Here is a 23,007-nt window from a genome sequence, read left to right as displayed (position 1 = left end):
AAAATAATGGCCGTTCGCGCACACGCGCAAACGGCCATTATCGCATTGTCACCGCCAACCCGCCAAACCCGGCGCCCTGAGTCGGGCGCGCGAGGCACCTGTCAGCGAGGCTTTCGCCTCAAGCCCTGGTCAGGTCTTATGGTCAGGTCGTATGGTGAGGTATTACTTAGCCGGCTTGACCGAAGCGACTTCCTTGTCGGCCTGGTCACGCGTTGCCTTGATCGATTGCGGCATGTACTTCTGCATCAAGCCGTTGACGACGTCGCGGCCAACCTGGTCTTGCACCTGAATGAACTTGCGGCCGGTCGGGCTCTTGTAGAACGTGGTCAGATCCTTGATTTCCGACGTGCTGTAGTACTTCGCGTAGGCGTCGTACTGAGCTTGCATGGCGTCCTGGCGGAAACCGTCCGTTGCGAACACCTGGCCTGCGCCGTCAACCAGCTTCGGCACTGCGTTCTTTTGCAGCGCCGGGACGGAAGCCTGCTTCTGCTTGTCCGTCATCGTCTTGTTTTCGCTCAGCGCGTCCGACAGGATAGCCGGCACCAGCTGCTTGGCTTGCATTTGCGCACTATTGCCGATTGCGCCGACGAGCTTCTGCGCGTCGATTGCGTCCAGGAGGTCCTTGATGGCAGCCTGCTTGGCCGGATCAACCGGTGCCGCGGCAGCAGCCGGCGCCGACGGAGCCTGGCTCTGAAGGGCTTGAGCCATGGCAAAGGTCGGCACGAGGGCAGCCAGCAACGCCAGTTGTTTGAATCGTTTCTGCATCATCACTCCCTAATAGAAATTAACTTGAACTGCGAGCCGCGCGGAATGCGTGTCGGCCCGACACGCCGTTATTTCCTGCGCGGCTTTCAACCGGTTACGAGGCGTGAATGCCGCGATGCGGATCAGGCCGCGCCGCCGTCTTCGCCGCCGTTCACATCTTCGGCGGGACCTTCGGCGTCGCCTTCCACATCACCCTCCGCTTCCGCCTCGGCAACCTGTTGCAGACCTGACAGCTTGGTCCCTTCGTCAAGGCTGATGAGTGTAACACCTTGAGTTGCACGGCCCATTTCCCGAATTTCCGACACGCGGGTACGGATCAGAACCCCCGTATTGGTGATCAGCATGATCTGCGCTTCCGGATCGACCAGCGTGGCGGCGACGACCTTGCCGTTACGCTCGGACGTCTGGATCGCAATCATGCCCTTGGTGCCGCGGCCGTGACGGGTGTACTCGGTAATCGGCGTGCGCTTGCCGAAGCCGTTTTCCGTTGCGGTCAGCACCGACTGCTGCTCGTCGCCCGCCACCAGCAATGCGATCACGTTCTGGCCGTCTTCGAGCTGCATGCCGCGCACGCCGCGCGCCTCACGGCCCATGGGCCGGACGTCGTTCTCGTCGAAGCGCACTGCCTTACCAGAATCCGAGAACAGCATCACGTCGTGCTGACCGTCGGTGATCGCGGCGCCGATCAGGTAGTCGCCGTCATCCAGACCGACCGCAATAATACCCTTGCGCAATGGCCGGCTGAAGGCTTCAAGCGGCGTCTTCTTTACCGTTCCTAACGCGGTTGCCATGAACACGAACTTGTCCGCGGAAAATTCCTTGACCGGCAGGACGACCGTGATCTTTTCGCCATCCTGCAACGGGAACATGTTGACGATCGGGCGGCCGCGCGAGTTCCGCGAGCCTTGCGGCACTTCGTAGACCTTGACCCAATACACGCGGCCACGGTTGGAGAAGCACAGAATGTGGTCGTGGGTGTTCGCAATGAAAAGCGTGTCGATCCAGTCGTCTTCCTTCATGGAAGTCGCCTGTTTGCCGCGACCTCCGCGCTTCTGGGCGCGATATTCGGACAACGGCTGCGATTTCACGTAACCCGCGTGCGACATGGTCACGACCATCTCCTGCGGCGTGATCAGATCTTCGGTGTTCAGTTCGGTGGCGTTCAGCTCGATCTTCGAACGGCGCGCGTCGCCGAATTCGGCTTTGATCGACGTGAGTTCGTCGACGATGATCGCCGTAATGCGTTCCGGGCGAGCCAGAATATCCAGCAGGTCGGCGATTTGCGCCATCACGTCGCGGTACTCGCCGATGATCTTGTCCTGCTCCAGACCGGTGAGGCGCTGCAGACGCATCTGCAGGATTTCCTGAGCCTGAGTGTCGGACAAACGGTAGAGGCCGTCGGCCTGCATACCGAAGGACGGGTTCAGTCCGTCAGGACGATAAGCTTCGCGACCGCCCGCCGTCGCGTTTTCCGTCTCGGCACGGGACAACATTTCGCGCACCAGCGACGAATCCCACGGACGCGCCATCAATTCCTGCTTCGCAATTGGCGGAGTCGGCGCGGCCTTGATGATTGAGATGAACTCGTCGATGTTCGCGAGCGCGACCGCCAGACCTTCGAGCACGTGGCCGCGTTCGCGCGCCTTGCGCAGTTCGTATACAGTGCGCCGCGTCAGCACTTCCCGGCGATGCGACAGGAAGCACGACAGCATTTCCTTCAGGTTCAGCAGCTTCGGCTGGCCGTCGACGAGCGCGACCATGTTCATGCCGAAGGTATCCTGAAGCTGAGTCGCCTTGTACAGATTGTTGAGAACGACTTCCGGCACTTCGCCGCGCTTCAGCTCGATCACGACACGCATGCCGCTCTTGTCGGACTCGTCGCGGATATCGGAAATGCCTTCGAGCTTTTTCTCGTTGACCAGCTCGGCGATACGCTCCAGCAACGAGCGCTTGTTCACCTGATACGGCAATTCGTCGACGATGATCGCCATGCGCTGACCGCGATCGATTTCCTCGAAGTGCGTGAGCGCGCGCATCACCACGCGGCCGCGTCCCGTGCGATAGCCGTCGCGCACGCCGGCCACGCCGTAGATGATGCCGGCGGTGGGGAAATCAGGCGCCGGAATGATCTCGATCAGTTCGTCGATCGAGGCTTCAGGGTTCTTGAGCAGATGCTGGCACGCGTCGACAACCTCGTTCAGGTTGTGCGGCGGAATGTTGGTCGCCATGCCGACCGCGATACCGGACGAGCCATTGATCAGCAGATTCGGAATGCGCGCCGGCAGGATGGCCGGCTCGTTCTCGCTGCCGTCGTAGTTGGGCGTGAAGTCGACTGTTTCTTTGTCGATGTCGGCCAGCAGTTCGTGACCGATCTTCGCCATGCGGATTTCGGTGTAACGCATGGCCGCGGCATTGTCGCCGTCGACCGAACCGAAATTGCCCTGACCGTCCACCAGCATGTAGCGCAGCGAAAAGTCCTGCGCCATCCGGACGATGGTGTCGTATACAGCCGTGTCGCCGTGCGGGTGGTACTTACCGATGACGTCGCCGACAATACGCGCCGACTTCTTGTACGCGCGGTTCCAGTCGTTATTCAGCTCGTGCATGGCGTACAGCACCCGCCGGTGCACGGGCTTCAGGCCGTCGCGAACATCGGGAAGCGCACGCCCTACGATCACGCTCATCGCGTAATCGAGATACGAACGGCGCATTTCCTCCTCTAGGGAGATTGGCAGAGTCTCTTTGGCGAATTGATCCATTATCCGTATCTTTTACGTGCGACGGCGACCGGACAACGGCGCCCTCGCGTAAGCATTGCAGGCGCAACGCATCACGCGATTCTAACATGCCCCGAATCCGGGCCCGACGGCGCGACGTACACCTATTAGTAGGGCGCGCGAAACGCCTGACGCGCCCCGATTCGAACCGGATCAGGCTCGATTAATGCGTGGGCCGATTTGCCGCTCAGCCATGACTGGCGGGACACTCCGGGCGATTGTTTCTGTTGCGCATGCACCACAATTGGCGGGGGATTTGATCGGGGGCGGATTTTTTTATCGTCGGAAGGGAACGATATGGCAAAATGCCAACGCACAAAGAGTTAGACACTGCTCGAAGTCTACACACGCGTTTTTTGTTCCGCACCAATGTTATACTTCGAGCAATGTATGACTTGTCTTCGTCAACAGGCTCGCAGTAAACCTGCGGTAATCTCAATTTCGAGAGGAGAAATATGAATAAACTTTCAAAGCTCGCGTTCATTGCAGCTACCGCAGTTATGGCTGCATCCGCCATGGCACAGGTGCCGGCGTCGCGACAAGCTACCAATGACAACTGGGTGAATGGTACTGGCGAATACGTGTGGATGAACGGCACGAACGAGCTTTGCTGGCGCGATGCATTCTGGACGCCGGCAACGGCCAACGCAAAGTGCGACGGCGCACTGGTTGCCCAGGCTCCGACGCCGCCGGCACCGGTCCCAGCGGCACCGGCTATCACCAGCCAGAAGATCACGTACCAGGCTGACGCACTGTTCGACTTCGACAAGGCAATCCTGAAGCCGGCTGGCAAGGAAAAGCTGAACGATCTGGCATCGAAGATCCAAGGCCTGAACCTGGAAGTCGTCGTGGCAACGGGTTACACCGACCGCATCGGTTCGGACAAGTACAACGACCGTCTGTCGCTGCGTCGTGCTCAAGCTGTGAAGGCATATCTGGTCAGCAAGGGCATCGAATCCAACCGCGTCTACACAGAAGGCAAGGGCAAGCGCAACCCGGTCACGACCGGCTGCAACCAGAAGAACCGCAAGCAACTCATCTCCTGCCTGGCACCGGATCGCCGCGTGGAAGTGGAAGTTGTCGGTACTTCGAAGCAGTAAGCTACAAATACCGCAGTACGAAAGCCCCGCTTCGGCGGGGCTTTTTTATTGCCTGGCGAACCCTCGCGGTCTCACAGTGCGCGCGCCGCGCTACCCTCGTTCGCGGCCGGCATTTTGCTGCCCCGGCTCCTCGCCTATATACTCCGGGTTTATCCTCGAGCGCCCGCTCGCCGCTCTCATCGAGGCAGCTTCGCCATGACCAACGCCGATCCCCACGAATTGCAAAAGTTCAGCGACCTCGCACATCGCTGGTGGGACCCGAACGCCGAATTCAAACCGCTGCACGAACTCAACCCGGTTCGTCTCAACTGGATAGACGCGCACGCTCATCTCGCGGGCAAGCACGTGCTGGACATCGGTTGCGGCGGCGGCATCCTGTCAGAATCCATGGCAAGTCTGGGCGCCCACGTCAAAGGCATTGACCTGTCGAGCCAGGCGCTCGGTGTTGCGGATCTTCACAGCCTTGAAAGTGGTGTAACCGTTAGTTACGAGGAAATCGCCGCCGAAGCGCTCGCTGCGCGCGAACCCGGCACTTACGACGTCGTGACGTGTATGGAAATGCTCGAACACGTACCTCAGCCAGCCGCGATCGTCGAGGCGTGCAAGACGCTGGTCAAGCCCGGCGGCTGGGTGTTCTTTTCCACGCTCAACCGCAACGTGAAGTCGTATCTGTTCGCCGTGATCGGCGCCGAATACGTCGCGCGGATGCTGCCCAAGGGCACGCACGACTACGCGCGCTTCATCCGGCCGTCGGAACTCGCTGGTTTCGTGCGCGCGGCGGGGCTGCGCACGGCCGACATCAAAGGTATCGTCTACCATCCGCTCAGCAAGCACTTCGCGCTGTCCGCCGACACGAGTGTGAACTATATGCTCGCCTGCCGCCGCGACGCCTGAGCGCCCGACCCGCCGACACATCGAATCAATGAGCGATCCCACGCCCCTGCCCCAACGCGAAGACAACGAAGACGCACTCGGTCTTTGCCAAGCCGTGCTGTTCGATCTGGACGGCACGCTGGCCGACACGGCGCCCGACCTCGCCGCCGCGGTCAACAAGATGCGCCACGACCGCGGACTCGACATGGTCCCGCTCGACAAGCTGCGGCCGCTTGCATCGGCGGGCGCGCGCGGGCTGATTTGCGGAGCATTCGGCATCGGGCCGGACAATCACGAGTTCGCGTCGATGCGCGAGGAATTCCTCGCCAACTACGAAGCGGACCTTTGCATCGAGACCACGCTGTTTCCCGGCATCCCGGAATTGCTCGACGAGCTTGACGCGCGCGGCGTGCGCTGGGGCATCGTCACAAACAAGGTCGCGCGGCTCACAGAACCGCTCGTCGCGCAACTCGGTCTGGAAGAGCGCGCGGGCTGCGTAGTAAGCGGCGACACGACTCCGCATTCGAAGCCTCACCCGGCACCCTTGCTGCACGCGGCGCGTGAACTGGATGTTGCGCCGGAACGCATCGTCTATATCGGCGACGACCTGCGCGACGTACAAGCGGGCTTTGCCGCCGGCATGAAGACGGTGGCCGCGGCATACGGCTATTGCGGCGACGACATTCCGCCGACGCGATGGCACGCGCAGCATGTCGTCCACTCCACGGCCGAGTTGCAGACCCTGCTGCGCGACATCGGCTAGGTTTAACGTGAACGGTTTGCTCGACGAACCACCACAACGACAGCGTCAACGAGCCACGACGCGGTCGTCGATTTATTGTAAAATCTACTTTGGCTCGGAGTTACGAGCAACGAACCGTGGGGGCGACCTGGTTTCGACAGGGGTTGCGAAGCGGCTAGGGCATGTCGAGGACCCGTCACCTCGTTAATCAATGGGAAAAACGTAACTGCAAACGACGATACGTTCGCACTGGCAGCCTAAGGGCCGCCGTCCTCTGCCTAGTTCACTGACGGGCTAGTGTCGCAAGACCGGTAGCAATACCGACAGAGGTCATATACGTCAGTTAAGCCTTGGCGGAGTCACGACGTCCGGGTCGAAAATCTAGTGAATCGCCGTCGTGCAGCGTGTTCGTCCGCGTCACTACGGTTAAATCAAAAGACAGAACTAAACATGTAGAACTGGTCGTAGAGTGCTTCTGGACGCGGGTTCGATTCCCGCCGCCTCCACCACAACACCTTGCAGGAAATCGGCAATGCCATAGCAAAAACCCCGAAGGCTTCGGCCTGTCGGGGTTTTTTGTCTTTGAATCAACGGTGCGGTAGCTCGCCCTGGCGATCACGGCTGGCGGATCGACGCCAATGCCCGCTGCACGGCGGCGTCGATGGTCGCGGCCGGTTGGACGTTTTCGACGGCCACCCGCTGTTGTGCGTCGAGACGGGCGGCCACCCGCGGCACTTCGACAGGAGCAGGCGTCTGCCTCACCTCCGCGCCGCTCGCCATCTGCCGCACCGCCTCGTCACCCGTCGCGCGCGGCGCCTGCATCGCAACCTGCGACGGTTGCACATTTCCGCCGGTCGCCTCGCGCGGCGCGTCATCCTGAGCCACCGCCAGACCTGCCGCGCCCACCATCAATTGATTCACGCGCGCCACCTCCTCGACATTCAAGCTTGCCGTTGCCGCCTTAAGCTGAAGCAGCGCGACGACAGTGGCATAGCGCGCCCGAATCAGATCGCGGCGCGCCGCGAAGAAGGCCTCCGACGCCCGCAGCACATCCGTGCTCGCGCGACTGCCGACCCGGTAGCCGACCCGCGTCGCATCCAGCGCGGCGCGCGAACTCTGCACGAGCCGCGAGAGCAATTCGACGCGCGCGCCGCCGCCACGCAAACGCGACCAATACTCCCGCGCGCTCGCCCCGGCGGAACGCGTCGCGGCCATCAGTTGGTCTTGGGCCTGATCCTGGAGCGCGAGCTTTTCGTCGACGGTCGCGCTCGTGGCGCCGCCGTCGAAAATGGGAATGGTCACCGACAACATCGCCGTGGTGGTCGTCGTCGGACGAAAGTAGCCGGACGCGGCTCCGGCCGGCGTATGGCTCGCCGTCAGATTCACCACCGGTAAGCGCGCCGCGCGAGCCTTCTCGACCTCGAGTTCCGCGATGCGCCGGTCGATCTGCCGCAGTTGCACCGCGTAGTCGTGGGCCTCGGCTTGCGCGGCCCAGCTCTGCATGTCGTCGGGCTCCAGCCCCGGCATGGCGGCTGCGTCCGACAGTCGCGAAAGTCCGGAAAACGGTTGTCCCGTCAGGTGCTCCAGCGCGAGTCGCTTCAACTGCAAGTCGTCGCGTGCATCGAGTTGTTGCGACTGCGCCTGTTCGCGCGCCGCCTCGGCTTCCTGCACGTCGATCACCGTGGCCTCGCCCGCCCGCCGCCGGCGACGCACTTCGTCCAGATGCAAATCCAGCGCCGCTGCATAGTCGTTGGCGCGCGTCAGTTCGTCTTCGGTGGCGAGTTCGTCGAAGTACGCCTGCACGGCTCCGAGCACGGTCGATTGCTGCACGCGCGCGAACTCCACCGCGCCGCGCGCCTCAACGAAATCCGCCTGCTTATAGGCGGTCCATTTGCTCCAGTCGAAGACAGGCTGCGTCAGCGCCACCGTCCAACCGTTCTGCCAATAGCGGGTATGTGGAAGGCCCTGTGTCACCGTGCTGTTGTACGCGCGCCCCCAGCCGCCGCCCAGTTGCGGCAGCAGCGCCGCCCGGGCCTTCGGCACCGCCTCGCGCGCGGCTCTCGAACCCGCGCGAAACGCCGCGAGATTCGCGTCATGATCGGCGCTCTGCTCGACGACAGTGAGCAAATCGGCCGACGCCGCCGCGCCCGCATAAGCCACGCTGGCGAACACGAAGAGCGCGCCTGCTACCGTGCGCTTAGTCATTCACCGCTACTCCTTCGCGCGCCACGCATCGCAACTGGCCATCGACCAACCGGTATCGCGTGCCGAACGCCGAAGCGAGCGACATGTCGTGCGTGATCACCACCACCGTGCGCTGAAGACGCAGCAGCAGATCGACGACATGCCGCACGGACGCCGGATCGAGATTGGATGTCGGCTCGTCGAGCAACAGCAATTCGCGCTGCTGATACAACGCGCGCGCAAGCAGCAGACGTTGCCGCTGACCGGCGGAAATATTCGCGATCGTGTCGCTAATCACAGTGCGCGTGCGCATCGGCAGGCGCATGACGTCGGGCAGCAAACCGACGTCGGCAAGCAATGCGTGGACTCGCGCTTCGTCGGTATTGCCCGAAAAAAGCGATACGTTGTCGGCAATCGAGCCGTGCAGGATCAGATCGCCTTGCCGCATATGAACCGCGTGGCGGCGGATTTCGTCGACGCTGAGGTTGGGCCACGCAATGCCGTTCAGCATGATTTCGCCTTCCTGCAAAGGCTCTGCGGCCGCGAGCAGTTTGAAGAGCGTCGACTTGCCGGTTCCCGACGCACCGGTGATCACGATCTTGTCGCCCCGGCGAATGACGATGTTCGCGTCTTTCAGCACCGGTTGATCGGAAACGCCATAACGGAACGTGACGCCTCGCACGTCGATGCGTTCGAAGGTTCGCACCTCGACGGCCTTATGCATCTCGGCGGGCGGCGTGTACCGCTCCCCTTCGCAATCGACGATGTCGGCCACGCGCGCCACGGGAACGCTCAGCATGAAGTATTCGAAGGCCGCATTGACGGCTCGTGCAAAGCGCTCGGACAGCAACGACTTGTAGATCAGAAACGAATAGAACACGCCCACGGAAATCGTGCCGGCCAGCATCAGGCGCGCGGCAAACCAGCTCACGACGATCATGTCCGCGTAATCGACCAGCTTCAGAATCGCGTCGCGCGCGCTGCTCAGGCGGCTGTTCTGCACGAGCGCCGCGATAAACGCGCGATATTTCGTCATGAACAGCGCGGTGCGCCGGGTCTCGCCCTGCGACAGCTTGATGAGCGAAGCCGCGCGAATGGTTTCGATCAGCGTGTCGTCGCAGCGCGCCGACTCTTCCAGCACGAGCGCGTGCGTATCGCGCATGCGCGCAAAGAGCGCGAACGACACGGCCACGTAGACCATGAAGATCAGCAGTGCAATGAGCGTGAGCTGGCGGCTTTGCACGAGCATCAACGCCAAGGCGAACATGCCCACGGCGAGGTCGATGCCCGCCGAAATCGTGGTCCGCGTGGTGAAGGCGCTGATCTCGTCCTGCGCCTTCACGCGCGCGAACAGGTCGCCGACGTGGCGCTTCTCGAAGTACGGTATCGGATTGCGCAACAGTTGCGCGACGATTCCCTCGGTCATGTTCATCTGCACGAACCCGTGCAGCAGTTCGACGAGATAGGTCTGGACGTACTGGCTCAATGCGCCGACCGCGAAGATGGCCGCGAACGTCAGCACGAGGACGTTGAGCAGGTTGAGGTTATCGGCGGCGACAACATGGTCGAGCAACAGATTGCCGAGGTACGGCATGGCGAGAATCGCGAACTGGCTGCCGAGCGCGACGAACATCACCTTGCCGATCTGCGCCCGCAGTTGCGGATTGAGCGCACGCACGCGGACGAGCGCTCCCGGCACACGGGATTTGCGCTGCACGCGCGGCATGGCCGGCGTCGGCGCGCATTGCAGCAGATAGCCGGACACGTTCGTGATGAACGTGTCCATGGAAATGCGCCGCCGGCCGGACGCCGGATCGATAACCTGCACATAGCCGCGCCCGCATTTTTCGAAGACCACGAAATGCGCGCCGCCGAAATGCAGGATCGAACCGCGCTTGATTCCCGACAGATCCCCGGCGCCGAAACGGTAAGCCTCCACGGCGAGACCGAATTCGACCGCGACGTCGTACAGGTCCATCAGCGTCAGGCCATTGGCAGAGATTGGCCGGAAAGCCTGCAATTCACGCACTTCGATCGCGCGGCCGAAGTGCGTGAGCACCATGGCAAGACACGCATAGCCGCATTCGGCGACTTCGTTCTGGTAGATCGCCCGCATCGTCAACCTCGCAGCACGCGGAAAAGCGGCGCGAGCACCCATTCGGCGATGGTGCGGCGCTCGACCACGATGCTCGCCGTCGCGCCCATGCCGGGCAGGATGTCGAAGCGCTGCTTTTCGAACTTGAACTGGTTATCGCTGAGTGTGGCCCACGCCATGTAATCGCCCTCGGTGCTGCGAGGCTCGGAAGCGCCCGCCGGCGACATGCCCGATCGCACGGTGGTGCGCGAAATCGAATCGATGCGCGCCGGGTAGCTGCCGAATTTCGCGTAGGGAAACGCATCGAACTTGAGCCGCACGATCTGGCCCTCGCGGACGAAGCCGCGCCGCCGCGAAGGAATGCGCAACGCAGCGCGCAGCGGGCCTTTCTCTCCGGTCGAAATGACGAGCGCCACGTCGTCCGCGGCCAGCACGCGGCCGGGAACCAGCCCGGAAAAGGTCACGACGCCCGCCTTGGGCGCTGAAATGGTCGCGTCCTGGCGGGTCTGCTCGAAGCGCATGCGAATGTCCTGCACCTCGCGTGCATGACGCGCCTCGAGTTCGGCAAGCTGTGCGCCGAGGCCGGTTTGCGTGCCCAGCGCGGCGCCAAGTTCGGCATTCAACTGTTGACGGCGCGCGGCGCTTTGCGCGACCGACACCTTCGCCTGATGCGTCACCGCCCTCGCCTGCTCGATGCGGTCTGCGGTCACGTAGTCCGACACCGATTCGAGGCGCGTCACCGTGTGCTGCGCTTCGTCCGCGAACTGCTCGTTCTGGCCCAATTGCTCGCCGAGCGCCAGGATTTCCGCGCGACGGCTTTGCGCGGCAAGACGCGCGGCGTCCAGTTGCGCGGTCAGATCGGTCTTGCGCTGCGCGTATTGCGCGTCGGTCGCGCGAATCTGCTCGTCGCGTGCGTTGGCGTCGAACGCGGGACGCTGCCGGCCATCGCTCGCGAGCGAAAGGTCGTGGTCCAGCCGGAAGAGCGGCGCGCCCTGTTCGACGTGCGCGGACGCGCTGACATAAATGTCCGAGACGAGGCCGCTCAGTCCCTGAACCTTGATTTCGGACGGCGACACGATTTCCGCGCGCACGTCCTGTTTCAACTCGACGTCGTGCACGAACGCGAACACGACCGCGGCGATGATAAGCGTGGACGCGGCGTAGGCAAGCCATCGCCAGGAAACGTCCCTGAATTGGGGAAGATGGGTAGGTTGCATAACTGGGTTGCTGCCGGATGGCGAGGTGCCGCGCCGTGGCTCGTCCGAGCCCGACGCGCGGCTGTAAAACCGCTAGCGATTGGCCGCGAATGAATACATGGAAGGATGTCCGGCGACTAGCCAATCCGCGTAGTTGTCCGCCGCCGCCGCTTCGATATACCGCGCGACGTGTTGAGGCGCGCCGGACGCGTCAAGCGGTATGGGATCGAATATTTCAGCGCCGAAGCGCCCGCGCTCGAAGCGCAGATAGAACGGCAGCAGGGTCGCGTTGAATTGCGCGCCCAGCCTGAACACGCCGTTATGGATACGCGCGTTGCGGCCGAACAGGGAGACGCTCACCGTTTCCATCGGATAGCGATGCAGCGCGAACGGAGGCACATCGGCAAACAGCACGGCGACGCCGCTGCGCCTCAATGCCCGCGCGACACGCAGGCCGAGGCCGTTGCGGTCGTCTTCGCCGTATGTGTACAGCACATTCACGCCGGGTATGAGCGCATGATCGTCGCCATATAGATCGCGGGGCACGCCGGATACCACGGCGATTGACTCGAGCCCGAGCTGCGCGCGCAGCTCGTCGATCACGTAAATGTTCGCGTATTGAGACACGTAGTGAAACGGCGACACGATGACCGGGCGTCCGGGTTCATCGGCCCTCAATTGCGCAATTTTCCTGGCGAGCGCACGCGCGACGTGCTGCAGGTCGGGCCATGCTTCGCTGCCCCGCGACAAGCGACCGAAATAGATCCGCTGATCGATCAGACGCTCGCGAAAGCGCCCGGCCGCGACGCGGCCCTGGTTGGGCAAGCTCAGTTTCAGCATGTCGCGGCCAAGCTCGCAGCGGCAGATACCTTCATAGCGTGTGCGGGCGTGGACGAGCCCGCAAATTCGCCACAGAACGGCAGCCAGCGGCTCGATTGCCGGACGCGGAAGATGGGCAAGAAACGCGCGTTGTATACCGGGCTTCGTCCGCACAAGCCTCGTGCGCAGCGAAGCAAGCAGGTTTAGCGCGACGGCCCATGGCGTCATGTTCAAGTTCGTTCGTGTGCCGGGGCCGCGCCTGAAGACACGGCCCCGGCGCGCAGGATCTTAGCGCGAGGAGCTCTTCAGCGGTGCCGGAGCCGGGGTCGACTTTGTGCAGCAGCTGTTCTTGCAGCAGCCACCAGCAACCGTGGATTTAGCGAGTTCGTTGCGGTTGATTTTTTGCATGTTATTCACCTTATATAATGAATTAATTGAATTAGCCGGATCAAGCAATTGATTACCAGATCGAGCGCCGGCATTCTAGCACCGGATTTTTTATCAAAAGCCACCTTTGCACAATTTTTCAGTTTTTGCCGTTGGTCGGTTTTATTTTATTAAATCAAATAAAACGCGCGCCGCTTTTATCGCCGAACAGCACACGAACCGCTGACAGCCATATCCATAGGGCTTGCGGGCGGCAATACCTGATCAGCGGCATTGCAGACTTTTCGCTCAAGCAATAACAGCATGCGACTCAGATTACAGACATTTTAAAAAATCCCGAGCCAGCATTGAAGTTTCAAATTCGCGAAGATGAAATTTCTTACGATTAACTCGACCGAATAAAACACCGCGCACAGAAAATACCCACCAATTAACGCCGTCGCCCGCTTGCGCTAAACCGGCAACCTGCGCGCGAAATCCGCCAACGTCGTCATCATGGTCAACTACGCGCTCGACAATTGGATCGTCGAGCCAATGTGCTGCCCAACTCGCGCGTCGATCTGGCGGATTCGCGCATCGGCATGGTGCGCGCACCGGCAGTTATGAGTTGGGTTGTCAGCAAATCCGCGAGTTGTTGCCAGTGCCGGACGTCGAATTCGTCGGCAAGATGCCCCAATCGCCACACGCCGCCACGGATCTCGCAGAAACCGGTCTCCAGCCGCCCGGCCGCAACTAGAATAAATGGAATAAACGCACGGACTGAGCCGTTGATGGATGGCGCGCCTGGCGCATGCGCGTCACGCCGTGCGCCGCACCGCGCGCCAATCGACACGAACCCGATACATCCGATACGAACAACAGGAGCCGACATCATGCGCAAGACCCTTTTCTGCCTCGCCCTCCTCGCCTTGCAACAGGCCGCTTTCGCCGAAGCCCCGAAAGTGGTCGACGGCCGACTGGTCAACGCGGACGGGATGACGCTCTACACCTTCGACAAAGACACCACGCCCGGCGTGAGCGCCTGCACAGGCGGCTGCACGAACTACTGGCCGGCTGCCGTGGCGGGCGCGTCGGACAAACCATCGGGCGACTGGACGCTGATCCCCTCGGCGGACGGCAAACAGCAATGGGCTTACAAAGGGCATCCGCTGTATCGCTACTCGGCGGACAAGCAGGCGGGCGACAAGAAAGGAGACGGCTTCAAGGACATGTGGCACATGGCGAAGCCTTAACCGCCGCGCTGTCAGCGCCAGTCAACACCAGTCAACCCCAGTCAGCGCCGACCGAAAGCCAATAAAAAACGCCGGCAAGCCGCCGGCGTTTTCACATTCGCAAAGCTTAGTCTTTCGGACACTGCAGATTGCAGCCGTTCGGATCGCCCAGGTCGCCGCGCTTGCGCATGGACGACTTCTTGCCCGACTGATACTTGTCCGAAGGCGCGGACGCAGCGAACGGCATTTGCGGATGTTCGGCAAGACGGAACTGCTCCTGCAATATTCCGCCCGGAACGCCCGGAGAATTCTGCGCGAAAGCGACCGAAGCAGTCGCGAGGAGCAAGCCGGCCGACGCGGCCGCGACACATGCATGTAGAAGAACTTTCATATCGATTCGAAGCGCGGCGTGGCGCGCGGTTGGGCAAGAAACGGAAGCGTAAAGAGTATCCCAAACGGGCGCCCTACGCAGCGGCGAAAGCCATGCCATGTTTACAGCCGCTTACGCGTCTGCCGCCAGCAATCCCGCTTCGAGATCCACCAGCTTGCCGCAGTCGCGCGGATCGTAGCCTTGCAGTTGATCGACGCTCTCGTGAAACCCGCGCCCGCGCAACAGGTCGATCACCGCCGACAGCGGCGCGCGCTCGAGCCGCGCGCGGTCGCACGCGAAGTAATAGTCTTCGTCGACGATCGGAATGAAGTCGAGCCCGAAATGATGCGCCGCGGGTTCCACGCCGAAGCCCACGTCCGCCATGCCGCTCGCCACGAACGCCGCAATCGCCGAATGCGTGAGTTCGGTCGACGCATAGCCGTTCACGCGATCCGGATCGACGCCCAGTTTGCGAAGCGCCAGATCGAGCAACATGCGCGTGCCGGAGCCATGCTGACGATTGACGAAGCGAATGTCGTCGCGCGCGAGATCGCTCAGGCCGCGAATGCGCTTCGGATTACCTTTGCCAAGAAAAAGCCCTTGCCGGCGCTGCGTCAGATGCACGAGCACATGGCGCTGCGGATCGAGCCAGCGCCGGTAAGTATCGGCGCAGACCGCGCGAAACTCGCCGCGCGGCAGGTGAAAGCCGGCCAGCTCGCATTCGCCGCGCGCGAGCGCGCTGACGGCGTCGACGCCATCGCGGTATTTGATGTCGACGGGAAGCTCGTTCGCCACCAGCGCGGTGACGAGCGCCGCCACCGCGTAACCGTGCGACGCATGAATGCGCACGTGGTCGGCGGGCGGCGCGAGCCAGCGGTTCAGGTCGCTCGCCACTTCGCTCGCGAGCGCCTGCATGTTGCCGTCGAGCCGTTCGCCGCACAATCGCTGCGCGCGCAGCACCGCCTGCCCGAGTTCGGACAGCACCGAACCGCGGCCGCGCTCCTTCGCGATCAGCGGAGCGCCCAGACGCTCCTCGATTGCGCGCAACAAACCCCACGCATGGCGGTAGGACAAACCCTTAAGCGCGGCCGCCTGCGCGATGCTGCCGGATTCGTCGACGAGCGCGAGTAGCGGCACGACGTCCGACAGGCTTGCCTCACGGCCGTCCGCGGCCTTCAGCACCAGTTGCGCATGGCACTCGATTCGAATCATATATGTGCACGCATTTCCTATTGCATCGGCTTTAGCGCCCGCCTATCGTTCGACTAGCGCTATCCCATACCGAATAAACGAAGCATAAGTGCACGCATTATGAATAACAAGTGCATATTTGACTTTGGAGGAGCCCCCACTTGGACGATCTCATCGCCATCGCGCCGGATCAGCTCGTGCAGCGTCACGCGCAGCCCGGCATGTCGCTGCTAACGGTGCTGCACGCGATTCAGGACGAACTCGGTTACGTGCCGCCCGCCACGGTCGCGCCGCTCGCGCGCGTGATGAACCTCTCACGCGCGGAAGTGCACGGCGTCATCACTTACTACCATCATTTCCGCACGCAGCCGGCAGCGCCCGTCACGGTGCAGCTCTGCCGCGCGGAAGCCTGCCGCAGCATGGGCACCGAGGCGCTCGCGCAGCACATCGAGGCGCGCACGGGTTGCCGCTTCGACGCCGCGCACGAGTCCGGCGCCACGGTGGAACTGGAGTCGGTGTATTGCCTCGGGCAATGCGCGCTGTCGCCCGCCATGACGGTGAACGGCACGCTGCACGCCAAAGTCACGCCGCAAAAATTCGACGCGATTTTCGCGGCCGCCAGCAAATGCGTGGAGGTGACGGCATGACGCGCATCTATGTTCCTCGCGATTCATCGGCGCTCGCGCTCGGCGCGGATGCGCTGGCCTTGGCCATCGCAGCGGAAGCCGCGCGCCGCGGCATCGACATCGAGCTGGTTCGCAACGGCTCGCGCGGTCTGCTCTGGCTCGAACCGCTCGTCGAAGTGCAGACGGCCGAAGGCCGCATCGGCTACGCGAACGTGGACGAAAGCGACGTGGCCGCGCTATTCGACGCGGGCTTCGTGGACGGTGGCGAGCATGCGCGCCGCGTCGGCGTGGTCGATGACATTCCGTATCTGAAGAAGCAGCAGCGCCTGACGTTTGCGCGCATCGGCATCACGGACCCGCTTTCCATCGACGACTATCTCGTGCACGGCGGACTCGAAGGCCTGCGCAACGCGTTGCAAACCGACGGCGACGCCGCCTGCGAAGCGCTGGTCGAATCGGGCCTGCGCGGACGCGGCGGCGCGGCGTTTCCCGCCGGCATCAAATGGCGCACGGTGCGCGCGGCGAAGGCGGCGCAGAAGTACATCGTCTGCAATGCGGACGAAGGCGACTCGGGCACGTTCTCCGATCGCCTCGTGATGGAAAGCGACCCATATGTGTTGATCGAAGGGATGATTATCGCGGGCGTCGTGACCGGTGCGAGCGCCGGCTACATCTATGTGCGCAGCGAATATCCGCATTCCATCGCCGTGCTCGAAGCGGCCATCGCGAAGGCGCGCGCGGCCGGCTGGCTCGGCGAGCGCGTGCTCGGTTCCGCGCATCGCTTCGAACTGTTCGTCGCGAAGGGCGCCGGCTCGTACGTGTGCGGCGAGGAAACGGCGCTGCTCGAATCGCTCGAAGGCAAGCGCGGCATCGTCCGCGCGAAACCGCCGGTGCCCGCGCTCGTCGGACTCCACGGTCAGCCAACGGTGATCAACAACGTCATCACGCTCGCCACCGTGCCGATCATCTTCGCGCGCGGCGCGGCGTACTACAAAGACTTCGGCATGGGCCGCTCGCGCGGCACGCTGCCGTTCCAGCTCGCGGGCAACGTCAAACAAGGCGGCCTCGTCGAACTCGCGTTCGGCGTGACGCTGCGCGAGCTGCTCGACGACTTCGGCGGCGGCACGGCAAGCGGCCGGCCGGCGCGCGCGGTCCAGGTGGGCGGCCCGCTCGGCACGTATCTGCCCGAAAGCCAATGGGATATTCCCATGGACTACGAAGCCTACGCGGCGGTCGGCGCCGTGGTCGGGCACGGCGGGCTCGTCGTGCATGACGACACGTCGAATCTCGCCGAACTCGCGCAATACGCGATGCACTTCTGCGCGCTCGAATCGTGCGGCAAGTGCACGCCGTGCCGCATCGGCTCGACGCGCGGCGTCGAGGTCATCGCGCGGATTCGCAACGGCGACACGTCCACGCGGCAAGTGCAGTTGCTGCGCGATCTGTGCGACACGATGGTGTCGGGCTCGTTGTGCGCGATGGGCGGCATGACGCCGTACCCCGTGCTGTCCGCGCTCGACCATTTCCCTGAAGACTTCGGCCTCGCCGACCCTTGTGCCGACGCACCGAAAGCCGCGGCCTGAACGAGGAGCCCAACCATGTCAGACATGCTCAATTCTCCCGCCGGCGGCTGCGGCTCCGGCAACTGCGCGTGCAAATCGCAAGCGCAGGCACAACAACGCGCCTCGCGCCCCTACTTCGACGACACCGACTTCGGCACGCCCGCGCGTCATGCGGATGTCGACGTCACGCTGGAAATCGACGGCCAGGCGGTGACGGTGCCGGCGGGCACCTCCGTGATGCGCGCCGCGATCGAGGCCGGCGTCAATGTGCCGAAGCTGTGCGCGACCGATTCGCTCGAACCGTTCGGCTCGTGCCGTTTGTGTCTTGTCGAGATCGAAGGCAAGCGCGGTTATCCGGCCTCGTGCACGACGCCGGTGGAAGCCGGCATGAAGGTGCGCACGCAAACCGGGCGTCTGCAATCGCTGCGCCGCAACGTGATGGAGCTGTATATTTCCGATCACCCGCTCGATTGCCTGACGTGCCCCGCGAACGGCGACTGCGAGTTGCAGGACATGGCCGGCGTCACGGGCTTGCGCGAAGTGCGCTACGGTTTCGACGGCGCCAATCATCTGAAGGACCAGAAAGACGAATCGAATCCGTACTTCACTTACGATCCGTCGAAGTGCATCGTCTGCAATCGCTGCGTGCGCGCGTGCGAGGAAACGCAGGGCACGTTCGCGCTGACCATCGCGGGACGCGGTTTCGAATCGCGCGTCGCGGCAAGCGAAAGCCAGCCGTTCATGGAATCGGAGTGCGTGTCGTGCGGCGCGTGCGTCGCCGCGTGCCCGACCGCGACGCTGCAGGAAAAGACCGTCGTCATGCTCGGTCAGGCCGAGCATTCGGTCGTCACCACGTGCGCGTATTGCGGCGTCGGCTGCTCGTTCAAGGCCGAGATGAAGGGCAACGAGGTGGTGCGCATGGTGCCGTATAAAAACGGCCAGGCGAACGAAGGCCACGCCTGCGTGAAAGGCCGCTTTGCGTGGGGCTACGCGACGCACAAGGACCGCATCACGAAGCCGATGATCCGCGCGAAGATCACCGACCCGTGGCGCGAGGTGAGCTGGGAAGAAGCGATCAACTACGCGGCCTCGGAATTCCGTCGCATTCAGGCGAAGCACGGGCGCGATTCGATCGGCGGCATTACGTCGTCGCGCTGCACGAACGAAGAGACGTATCTCGTGCAGAAGCTCGTGCGCGCCGCGTTCGGCAACAACAACGTCGACACCTGCGCGCGCGTGTGCCACTCGCCGACCGGCTACGGGCTGAAGACCACCATCGGCGAATCGGCGGGCACGCAGACCTTCGCCTCGGTCGATAAAGCCGACGTGATCATGGTGATCGGCGCGAATCCGACCGACGGCCATCCGGTGTTCGGCTCGCGTCTGAAGCGCCGCGTGCGCGAAGGCGCGAAGCTGATCGTCGTCGATCCACGCCGCATCGACATCGTCGATACACCGCACGTGAAGGCCTCGCATCATCTGCAGTTGCGGCCGGGCACGAACGTGGCGATCGTCAACGCGCTCGCGCATGTGATCGTGACCGAAGGGCTTCTGAACGAAGCGTTCGTCGCCGAACGTTGCGAGTCGCGCGCATTCGAGCAATGGCGCGATTTCGTCGCCTTGCCCGAGAACGCGCCGGAGGCCACGGAGGCCGTGACCGGCGTGCCGGCAGGCGACGTGCGCGAGGCCGCGCGTCTTTACGCGAACGGCGGCAACGCCGCGATCTACTACGGCCTCGGCGTCACGGAACACGCGCAAGGCTCGACCACGGTGATGGGCATCGCGAACCTCGCGATGGCCACCGGCAATATCGGCCGCGAAGGTGTCGGCGTGAATCCCCTGCGCGGTCAGAACAACGTGCAGGGTTCGTGCGACATGGGCTCATTCCCGCACGAACTGCCGGGCTATCGTCACATCGGCGATACGCTCGTGCGCTCGCAGTTCGAGGAAGCGTGGAACGTCACGCTGCAAGTCGAGCCCGGCCTGCGCATCCCCAATATGTTCGAAGCCGCGCTCGACGGCAGCTTTATGGGCCTGTATTGCCAGGGCGAGGACATCGTGCAGTCGGACCCGAACACGCACCATGTAGCAGCGGCTTTGTCGTCGATGGAATGCATCGTCGTGCAGGACATTTTCCTGAACGAGACGGCGAAATACGCGCACGTGCTGCTGCCCGGCTCGACGTTCCTCGAAAAGGACGGCACCTTCACCAACGCCGAGCGCCGCATCTCGCGCGTGCGCAAGGTCATGCCGCCGGCGGCGGGTTACGCCGACTGGGAAGTCACGCTGCTGCTCTCGCACGCGCTCGGCTATGACATGGACTACACGCATCCGTCCGAGATCATGGACGAGATCGCGCGTCTCACGCCGACTTTCCACGGCGTGTCGTACCGGAAGATCGACGAACTCGGCAGCATTCAGTGGCCTTGCAACGAAGAGGCGCCGGACGGCACGCCGACCATGCACGTCGATACGTTCGTGCGCGGCAAGGGCAAGTTCGTGATCACGAAGTTCATCGCGTCGCCGGAAAAAGTCACGCGCAAATTCCCGCTGCTGCTCACAACCGGGCGCATCCTGTCGCAGTACAACGTGGGCGCGCAAACGCGCCGTACCGAGAACTCGCGCTGGCACGAGGAAGACCGGCTCGAACTGCATCCGCACGACGCGGAAGAACGCGGCATCAGGACGGACGACTGGGTCGGCATCGAATCGCGCGCGGGACACACCGTGTTGCGCGCGAAAGTCACCGAGCGGATGCAGCCGGGCGTGGTCTACACGACGTTCCACTTCCCCGAATCGGGCGCGAACGTGATCACGACCGACAGTTCGGACTGGGCCACCAACTGTCCGGAATACAAGGTGACCGCCGTGCAGGTGATGCCGGTCGAACAGCCGTCGCAATGGCAGAAAGAGTATTCGCGCTTCAACGCGGAGCAGCTCGATCTGCTGAAGCAGCGCGAGCTGGCCAACGTGACATCGGGTAAGTGAGGCGAACCATGGACACTCAGAATCTGATTGACATGGCGAACCGCATCGGCGACTTTTTCGATTCGATGCCGGATCGCGAAGAAGCCGTGGCCGGCGTCGCCGATCATATCCGCCGCTTCTGGGAGCCGCGCATGCGGCGCGCGCTGCTCGCCTCGCTCGATGCGCCGGACGCGGGCGGCATCGCGATGTCGGAGATCGTCCGGGAAGCGCTCGTCGAGAACCGCGAGCGGCTGACGCCCGCGGCGCCTTCCATCGCGTGAAACCGGAACTCGCGGGCGACGGCAGGCTCACATGGCGGGCGCGCCTGCTTATAGCGCCGTCTGCTCGGGTATCTGCCCGCCCGCGGTGAACCACGCTTCGCAGTGCCGCAGCAGGCCGTTCAGATCCGAGCCGGTGCGCCCGCGCGCGCTGATGTAGCCGTCCGGACGCACCAGGTAGAACGACGGCCGCGTTCGTCCATACGACTCGGACAGCGACGGACCGCCGTCGCCGCTCGTGTCCGTCACGCGCCAGATACGCACGGCGCCCGGCAACAATCGTTCGATTCCAGCAGCAAGACGCTCCAGTTCCGCGTCGGGCGGCGGCTCGTGTTTGGCCGCAGGATCGAGCGGCGTTTCGTCGACGGGTAACGGCGGCACCAGCAGAAACAGCGAGAAGAACGCCGGGTCGTGCAGGTCGTAAATGCAGCCGACGCCCGGCGCGCGTCCCAGCGGTCCGTCGACGACATGCACCACCGCATCCGGCGCGCGCTCACCCGCGCGCGGGCCGCCGTCGAGCACGCGTTCGAGCGTGAGCGGACTGCGCCGGTACTGCACCGACAACTCGCTGATCGTGAGACGCGCGGCGTCGCGCAGCGGACCGAGCGCGGCGAGCACCGGCATCACGCGCTCGCGCAGCAGCTTGAGCGGGCCATGATCGGCCTCGGCCATCTGCGTGATGAAGCCGGTCTGCCGAAGCACCTCGCGCTCGATCGGATGCCGTTCGTGATGGTACGTGTCGAGCAGACGATCCGGCGCGGCGCCCTTCAGCACGCGCGCGAGTTTCCAGCCGAGATTGAACGCTTCCTGAATGCCGGTGTTCATGCCTTGCGCGCCGGCCGGGCTGTGCACGTGCGCGGCGTCGCCCGCGAGGAAAACACCGCCCACGCGCAGGCGCTCCACCATCCGGCTGCTCAAATGGAAGTATGAAGACCACGCCAGCTCCGACACATCGACGCGTTCATGCACGCGCCTCGCGAGCACCGCCTTGCATTCGTCGAGCGACGGCGGGCTCACGCGGCTGAGCGGCGGCTCGCCGAGCACCACCGGCGAAGACGGCGCGCCGACGACGGTCGAGCGTTCGAGCGCATGATCCGCAATCAGCCGATGCCGGCCGTGCCCCATGGGAAAGAGCGCGACCAGTCCTTCGCTGGACGCGAAGATATGGAATTCGTCATCGGGCCAGTCGGTTTCGGCGTGCAGATCAGCGAGCAGGAAGGTCTGCTCGTTCGTCTTGCCCGCGAAGGCGAGGCCGAGTCCATGACGGATCTTGCTGTGCGCGCCGTCGGCAGCGATCAGGTAGGACGGGCGCAGGGTCTCGGTGTGACCGTCGGCGCGCCGCAGCGTCGCCTGAATGCCGGCGGAACCTTGCGAAAACATCGTGAGTTCGACGCCGCGCTCGATCGTCACGCCGAGCGTCGCGAGATGCTCGGTCAACAGACGCTCGGTCACCGACTGGTCGAGAAATAGCAGATACGGATAGCGCGTGTGCAGCGGATCGAAGTCGAGTTGCGCGAGGCGCATGCCGTTCGAAAAAAGATTCGCGGCGCGCGCGCGATGGCCCAGTTCGAGAAACCGCCCGACGAGCCGGTGCTGTTCGAGAAGTTCGAGCGTGCGCGCCTGAATGCCGATGGCCCGCGAATAAGGGTTCGGCTGCATCGCCTTGTCGACGAGGCGCACCGGAATGTGAGCGCGCGCGAGACTGATGGCGGCGGCAAGCCCAGTGGGCCCCGCCCCGACGATCAAGACCGGCGACGCATTGCAGGCAGCAGCGTCCATGCGAATCTCCGCAGACGACAGTGCGCTCTAGTGTACGCCCCGCGCCCGCGCGCCGGATGGCGCGCTGCATCGATTGCGCGGGTTC

Annotated in this window: 17 protein-coding genes and 1 other RNA gene; 9 read left to right on the top strand and 9 right to left on the bottom strand. The window is 63.4% G+C overall.

The window, feature by feature from the left end; genetic code table 11:
- Positions 1 to 162: 162 nt before the first annotated feature.
- The gene (locus VOM14_RS06480; protein ID WP_327627901.1) at positions 163 to 765 is read right to left on the bottom strand and encodes a DUF2059 domain-containing protein; all 603 of its coding nucleotides are present in this window, start codon (positions 763 to 765) and stop codon (positions 163 to 165) included.
- Between the two features lie 122 nt (positions 766 to 887).
- Positions 888 to 3,524, bottom strand: a complete 2,637-nt coding sequence (gene gyrA / locus VOM14_RS06475; protein WP_327627900.1) for a DNA gyrase subunit A — start codon at positions 3,522 to 3,524, stop codon at positions 888 to 890.
- A 473-nt stretch (positions 3,525 to 3,997) separates the two neighbouring features.
- On the opposite strand from gyrA, the gene ompA reads away from it, so the two are divergent.
- The 4 genes from ompA (at position 3,998) to ssrA (ending at position 6,766) form a co-directional block, all read left to right on the top strand.
- A complete protein-coding gene (gene ompA, locus VOM14_RS06470; RefSeq protein WP_327627899.1) occupies positions 3,998 to 4,642 on the top strand; it encodes an outer membrane protein OmpA in 645 nt (214 codons plus the stop codon).
- A gap of 195 nt (positions 4,643 to 4,837) precedes the next feature.
- A complete protein-coding gene (gene ubiG, locus VOM14_RS06465) occupies positions 4,838 to 5,536 on the top strand; it encodes a bifunctional 2-polyprenyl-6-hydroxyphenol methylase/3-demethylubiquinol 3-O-methyltransferase UbiG (RefSeq protein WP_327627898.1) in 699 nt (232 codons plus the stop codon).
- Between the two features lie 28 nt (positions 5,537 to 5,564).
- On the top strand, positions 5,565 to 6,278 hold the full coding sequence (gene gph, locus VOM14_RS06460) for a phosphoglycolate phosphatase (RefSeq protein WP_327627897.1): 714 nt from the start codon (positions 5,565 to 5,567) through the stop codon (positions 6,276 to 6,278).
- A gap of 118 nt (positions 6,279 to 6,396) precedes the next feature.
- Positions 6,397 to 6,766: a transfer-messenger RNA gene (gene ssrA / locus VOM14_RS06455) on the top strand.
- A 106-nt stretch (positions 6,767 to 6,872) separates the two neighbouring features.
- Here ssrA and VOM14_RS06450 read toward each other — a convergent pair.
- The 4 genes from VOM14_RS06450 to VOM14_RS06435 form a co-directional block, all read right to left on the bottom strand.
- Positions 6,873 to 8,462 (bottom strand): TolC family outer membrane protein, encoded by a 1,590-nt coding sequence (locus VOM14_RS06450; RefSeq protein ID WP_327627896.1) that lies wholly within the window; start codon positions 8,460 to 8,462, stop codon positions 6,873 to 6,875.
- The gene (locus VOM14_RS06445) at positions 8,455 to 10,557 is read right to left on the bottom strand and encodes a peptidase domain-containing ABC transporter (protein WP_327627895.1); all 2,103 of its coding nucleotides are present in this window, start codon (positions 10,555 to 10,557) and stop codon (positions 8,455 to 8,457) included. The genes VOM14_RS06450 and VOM14_RS06445 overlap by 8 nt, the downstream gene beginning before the upstream one ends.
- Positions 10,558 to 10,559: 2 nt before the next feature.
- Positions 10,560 to 11,753: an HlyD family secretion protein gene (locus tag VOM14_RS06440; RefSeq protein WP_327627894.1), complete on the bottom strand. Its 1,194-nt coding sequence runs from the start codon at positions 11,751 to 11,753 to the stop codon at positions 10,560 to 10,562.
- A 72-nt stretch (positions 11,754 to 11,825) separates the two neighbouring features.
- Positions 11,826 to 12,572, bottom strand: coding sequence for a hypothetical protein (locus tag VOM14_RS06435; RefSeq protein WP_327627893.1), 747 nt, complete (start codon positions 12,570 to 12,572; stop codon positions 11,826 to 11,828).
- A gap of 1,238 nt (positions 12,573 to 13,810) precedes the next feature.
- On the opposite strand from VOM14_RS06435, the gene VOM14_RS06430 reads away from it, so the two are divergent.
- Entirely contained in the window at positions 13,811 to 14,170 is a 360-nt protein-coding gene (locus VOM14_RS06430) for a COG4315 family predicted lipoprotein (protein WP_327627892.1), read from the top strand.
- A 106-nt stretch (positions 14,171 to 14,276) separates the two neighbouring features.
- Here VOM14_RS06430 and VOM14_RS06425 read toward each other — a convergent pair whose 3' ends face one another.
- Together VOM14_RS06425 and VOM14_RS06420 are read right to left on the bottom strand one after the other, a co-directional pair.
- On the bottom strand, positions 14,277 to 14,540 hold the full coding sequence (locus VOM14_RS06425) for a hypothetical protein (protein ID WP_327627891.1): 264 nt from the start codon (positions 14,538 to 14,540) through the stop codon (positions 14,277 to 14,279).
- 111 nt (positions 14,541 to 14,651) lie between these two features.
- The gene (locus VOM14_RS06420) at positions 14,652 to 15,731 is read right to left on the bottom strand and encodes a substrate-binding domain-containing protein (protein WP_327627890.1); all 1,080 of its coding nucleotides are present in this window, start codon (positions 15,729 to 15,731) and stop codon (positions 14,652 to 14,654) included.
- A gap of 140 nt (positions 15,732 to 15,871) precedes the next feature.
- Here VOM14_RS06420 and VOM14_RS06415 point away from each other — a divergent pair, with 140 nt between their 5' ends.
- Genes VOM14_RS06415 through VOM14_RS06400 form a run of 4 tightly spaced genes read left to right on the top strand, consistent with a single transcriptional unit; the run spans position 15,872 to position 21,146 of the window.
- Positions 15,872 to 16,357: an NAD(P)H-dependent oxidoreductase subunit E gene (locus tag VOM14_RS06415; protein WP_327627889.1), complete on the top strand. Its 486-nt coding sequence runs from the start codon at positions 15,872 to 15,874 to the stop codon at positions 16,355 to 16,357.
- Entirely contained in the window at positions 16,354 to 17,919 is a 1,566-nt protein-coding gene (locus VOM14_RS06410; RefSeq protein WP_327627888.1) for a formate dehydrogenase beta subunit, read from the top strand. Before VOM14_RS06415 ends, VOM14_RS06410 begins: the two co-directional genes overlap by 4 nt.
- 15 nt (positions 17,920 to 17,934) lie before the next feature.
- Complete coding sequence (gene fdhF, locus VOM14_RS06405; protein ID WP_327627887.1) at positions 17,935 to 20,886, top strand: formate dehydrogenase subunit alpha; 2,952 nt, start codon at positions 17,935 to 17,937, stop codon at positions 20,884 to 20,886.
- A gap of 8 nt (positions 20,887 to 20,894) precedes the next feature.
- Positions 20,895 to 21,146 carry a formate dehydrogenase subunit delta gene (locus VOM14_RS06400; RefSeq protein ID WP_327627886.1) on the top strand — a complete coding sequence of 84 codons (252 nt, stop codon included), beginning with the start codon at positions 20,895 to 20,897 and terminating at the stop codon, positions 21,144 to 21,146.
- Positions 21,147 to 21,194: 48 nt separating this feature from the next.
- Here VOM14_RS06400 and VOM14_RS06395 read toward each other — a convergent pair whose 3' ends face one another.
- The gene (locus VOM14_RS06395; protein ID WP_327627885.1) at positions 21,195 to 22,922 is read right to left on the bottom strand and encodes an FAD-dependent monooxygenase; all 1,728 of its coding nucleotides are present in this window, start codon (positions 22,920 to 22,922) and stop codon (positions 21,195 to 21,197) included.
- Positions 22,923 to 23,007 lie beyond the last annotated feature (85 nt).

The organism is Paraburkholderia sp. MPAMCS5 (assembly GCF_036016995.1).
Lineage (GTDB): Bacteria > Pseudomonadota > Gammaproteobacteria > Burkholderiales > Burkholderiaceae > Paraburkholderia.
This window is presented reverse-complemented; position numbering and strand designations above follow the sequence as displayed.

What these genes read in the sequence shown, in the direction of transcription:
- VOM14_RS06425 (WP_327627891.1), bottom strand. Translation starts at nt 14,540, where the DNA reads ATGAAAGTTCTTCTACATGCATGTGTCGCGGCCGCGTCGGCCGGCTTG.
- gph (WP_327627897.1), top strand. Translation starts at nt 5,565, where the DNA reads ATGAGCGATCCCACGCCCCTGCCCCAACGCGAAGACAACGAAGACGCA.
- VOM14_RS06440 (WP_327627894.1), bottom strand. Translation starts at nt 11,753, where the DNA reads ATGCAACCTACCCATCTTCCCCAATTCAGGGACGTTTCCTGGCGATGG.
- VOM14_RS06450 (WP_327627896.1), bottom strand. Translation starts at nt 8,462, where the DNA reads ATGACTAAGCGCACGGTAGCAGGCGCGCTCTTCGTGTTCGCCAGCGTG.
- ubiG (WP_327627898.1), top strand. Translation starts at nt 4,838, where the DNA reads ATGACCAACGCCGATCCCCACGAATTGCAAAAGTTCAGCGACCTCGCA.
- VOM14_RS06445 (WP_327627895.1), bottom strand. Translation starts at nt 10,557, where the DNA reads ATGCGGGCGATCTACCAGAACGAAGTCGCCGAATGCGGCTATGCGTGT.
- VOM14_RS06420 (WP_327627890.1), bottom strand. Translation starts at nt 15,731, where the DNA reads ATGATTCGAATCGAGTGCCATGCGCAACTGGTGCTGAAGGCCGCGGAC.
- VOM14_RS06480 (WP_327627901.1), bottom strand. Translation starts at nt 765, where the DNA reads ATGCAGAAACGATTCAAACAACTGGCGTTGCTGGCTGCCCTCGTGCCG.
- VOM14_RS06430 (WP_327627892.1), top strand. Translation starts at nt 13,811, where the DNA reads ATGCGCAAGACCCTTTTCTGCCTCGCCCTCCTCGCCTTGCAACAGGCC.
- VOM14_RS06395 (WP_327627885.1), bottom strand. Translation starts at nt 22,922, where the DNA reads ATGGACGCTGCTGCCTGCAATGCGTCGCCGGTCTTGATCGTCGGGGCG.
- ompA (WP_327627899.1), top strand. Translation starts at nt 3,998, where the DNA reads ATGAATAAACTTTCAAAGCTCGCGTTCATTGCAGCTACCGCAGTTATG.
- VOM14_RS06435 (WP_327627893.1), bottom strand. Translation starts at nt 12,572, where the DNA reads ATGCTGAAACTGAGCTTGCCCAACCAGGGCCGCGTCGCGGCCGGGCGC.
- fdhF (WP_327627887.1), top strand. Translation starts at nt 17,935, where the DNA reads ATGTCAGACATGCTCAATTCTCCCGCCGGCGGCTGCGGCTCCGGCAAC.
- gyrA (WP_327627900.1), bottom strand. Translation starts at nt 3,524, where the DNA reads ATGGATCAATTCGCCAAAGAGACTCTGCCAATCTCCCTAGAGGAGGAA.
- VOM14_RS06410 (WP_327627888.1), top strand. Translation starts at nt 16,354, where the DNA reads ATGACGCGCATCTATGTTCCTCGCGATTCATCGGCGCTCGCGCTCGGC.
- VOM14_RS06400 (WP_327627886.1), top strand. Translation starts at nt 20,895, where the DNA reads ATGGACACTCAGAATCTGATTGACATGGCGAACCGCATCGGCGACTTT.